The 2,734-nt window shown below is 63.6% G+C and carries 3 protein-coding genes; 1 reads left to right on the top strand and 2 read right to left on the bottom strand.

Annotated features, from left to right (window positions below; genetic code table 11):
- Both MOV74_RS35450 and MOV74_RS35445 read right to left on the bottom strand, forming a co-directional pair.
- On the bottom strand, window positions 1-224 hold a 224-nt coding region (locus tag MOV74_RS35450; RefSeq protein WP_246931800.1), incomplete at its 3' end, for a DUF3455 domain-containing protein.
- 152 nt (window positions 225-376) lie between these two features.
- A complete protein-coding gene (locus MOV74_RS35445; RefSeq protein WP_246931798.1) occupies window positions 377-1,591 on the bottom strand; it encodes an NADP-dependent isocitrate dehydrogenase in 1,215 nt (404 codons plus the stop codon).
- A gap of 337 nt (window positions 1,592-1,928) precedes the next feature.
- Here MOV74_RS35445 and MOV74_RS35440 point away from each other — a divergent pair.
- Window positions 1,929-2,734: RNA methyltransferase (locus tag MOV74_RS35440; RefSeq protein WP_246931796.1), on the top strand; the 806-nt coding region annotated here is incomplete at its 3' end.

The raw sequence follows: 2,734 nt of genomic DNA, 5'->3' as shown, positions 1-2,734 counted from the left end.
GTCTTGCCGTCCGAGAGCAGCGTCGCGATCGGCTCGCGGAAGGCCCAGGCGAGCTTGCCGTCGGTGCCGGCCTTGCACTCATAGACCTGCGCGCCCTCGGCGTGGACGCTGAGCACGACGCTCTCGCCCGCTGCGGCGATGGCGTCGGGGAGGGGGTCTGCTGCGAATGCGGAGGTGCTGGTGAGTGCGAAGGCCGCAAAGGCGAGGCTCTTGAAGGCCTGCATGAGATGTCCTCGATCTCTCGTCTCGTCATTGCGAGGAGCGCGCGACAAAATTGCAAGGCAATTTTGCGCTGGTGCGACGAAGCAATCCAGTCTGCCTCCGTGGAGGGATTCTGGATTGCTTCGCTTACGCTCGCAATGACGTGGCTGGCAGCTTACGCCGCCAGCTCCTTGGTCAGGTTCTCGGCGACCTTGTCGAGGAAGCCGGTGGTCGAGAGCCAGCGCTGGTCGGCGCCGACCAGCAGCGCGAGGTCCTTGGTCATGTAGCCGGCCTCGACGGTGTCGACGCAGACCTTCTCCAGCGTGTTCGCGAACTTGGCGAGCTCGGCATTGTTGTCGAGCTTGGCGCGGTGGGCGAGGCCACGGGTCCAGGCGAAGATCGAGGCGATCGAGTTGGTCGAGGTCTCCTTGCCCTTCTGGTGCTCGCGGTAGTGGCGGGTCACCGTGCCGTGGGCAGCTTCGGCTTCCACGGTCTTGCCGTCGGGAGTGAGGAGAACCGAGGTCATCAGGCCGAGCGAGCCGTAGCCCTGCGCGACCGTGTCGGACTGCACGTCGCCGTCGTAGTTCTTACAGGCCCAGACATAGCCGCCGGACCATTTCAGCGCCGAGGCCACCATGTCGTCGATCAGGCGGTGCTCGTAGGTCAGGCCCTTGGCCTCGAATTCCTTCTTGAACTCGCGGTCGTAGATGTCCTGGAAGATGTCCTTGAAGCGGCCGTCATAGACCTTCAGAATCGTGTTCTTGGTCGAGAGATAGACCGGGTAGTTGCGCAGCAGGCCGTAGTTCAGCGAGGCGCGGGCGAAGTCGATGATGGAGTCGTCGAGATTGTACATCTCCATGGCGACGCCGGCGCCCGGAGCCTTGAACACTTCCTTCTCGATCACGGTGCCGTCCTCGCCGACGAACTTCATCGAGAGGGTGCCCTTGCCGGGGAACTTGAAATCGGTGGCGCGGTACTGGTCGCCATAGGCGTGGCGGCCGATGATGATCGGCTTGGTCCAGCCGGGAACCAGGCGCGGCACGTTCTTGCAGATGATCGGCTCGCGGAAGATCACCCCGCCGAGGATGTTGCGGATGGTGCCGTTCGGCGACTTCCACATCTGCTTGAGGTTGAACTCCTTCACCCGGGCTTCATCAGGGGTGATGGTGGCGCACTTGACGCCGACGCCGACCTTCTTGATGGCTTCGGCGGCGTCGATGGTGACCTGATCGTTGGTGTGGTCGCGGTATTCCATGCCCAGGTCGAAATAGAGCAGCTCGACATCGAGGTACGGGTTGATCAGCTTGTCCTTGATGTACTGCCAGATGATCCGGGTCATCTCGTCGCCATCGAGTTCGACGACGGGATTGGATACCTTGATTTTTGCCATGATCGGGGAAGCCTCTTGGAACGGCGCTTTTGGTGCGCCACGGGAATATCCGCCGCCTCTTAGCACCCGGACGCGGCGGGCGAAAGCCAAGGGATTATGCACTTTTAGCTCATCCAGCTTGCCCAGATGGGGGGCGGCAGCCGGCCTTCGGCCGGGCCCCCGGGGCACGTTCCAGGTGAGATTCAAAAACCGAATCCAACCCGTTATTTCCCTTGAGAATTTTGTCAGGACAGGCAAACGACAGGCGAGCGGGACGACCGTCCGGAAGGGGCGGCTTGAATCAATTCCTAAGGCGGCCTTGCCAAGGCCTTGAGAACCAGTGTGAAAGCGAAATCAGATGTCGGGGACTGACAAGAGCAAGGCGGGTTTGTCCCTCGACGGTCCCATCGTCATCCTGGTCGAGCCGCAGCTCGGTGAAAACATCGGCATGGCCGCGCGCGCCATGGGCAATTTTGCGCTTGGCGCCTTGCGCATCGTCAACCCCCGGGACGGCTGGCCCAACATCGCCGCCCAGCGCGCCGCGGCCGGCGCCGACCACATTCTGGAAAAGGTCGAATTGTTCGACACGGTGGAGCAGGCCGTCGCCGACCTCGACCTGCTGTTCGCCACCACGGCTCGCCCTCACGACCAGGCCAAGCCCGTGGTCGGGCCGGAGGCCGCGGCTAGCGAGATCGCCGGGCATGTCGCGACCGGCGGCAAGGCTGGCATCCTGTTCGGCCGCGAGCGCTGGGGGCTGACCAACGAGGAGGTGGGGCTCTCCAACCGCATCATCACCTTCCCGGTCAATCCGGGCTTCGCCTCGCTCAACCTCGCCCAGGCGGTGCTGCTGGTCGGCTATGAATGGTTCAAGCGGGCCACGTCAGGCGAGCTGCCGCACGCCATGCCGGAGCGCTCCGAGCGCGCCTCGCAGCACCAGATGCAGGCCTTCTTCGACAATCTCATCCGCGAGCTCGACAAGGTGGAATTCCTGCGCCCGGCCGAGAAGCGCGACACCATGCTGGTGAACCTGCGCAACATCTTCAGCCGGATGGAGCCGACCAAGCAGGACATGCACACGCTCCATGGAGTCGTCATGGCGATCGCCGAAGGGCGCAAGGGTCCGGCCAAGGGCGGCGTGCTCGACGGCGAGCAGGCCACGCGCCT

It is taken from the genome of Bradyrhizobium sp. SHOUNA76, assembly GCF_023006445.1.
Taxonomy (GTDB): Bacteria; Pseudomonadota; Alphaproteobacteria; order Rhizobiales; family Xanthobacteraceae; genus Bradyrhizobium.
Note: the sequence above shows the minus strand (reverse complement) of the source record. Positions and strands in the feature narration are given on the sequence as shown.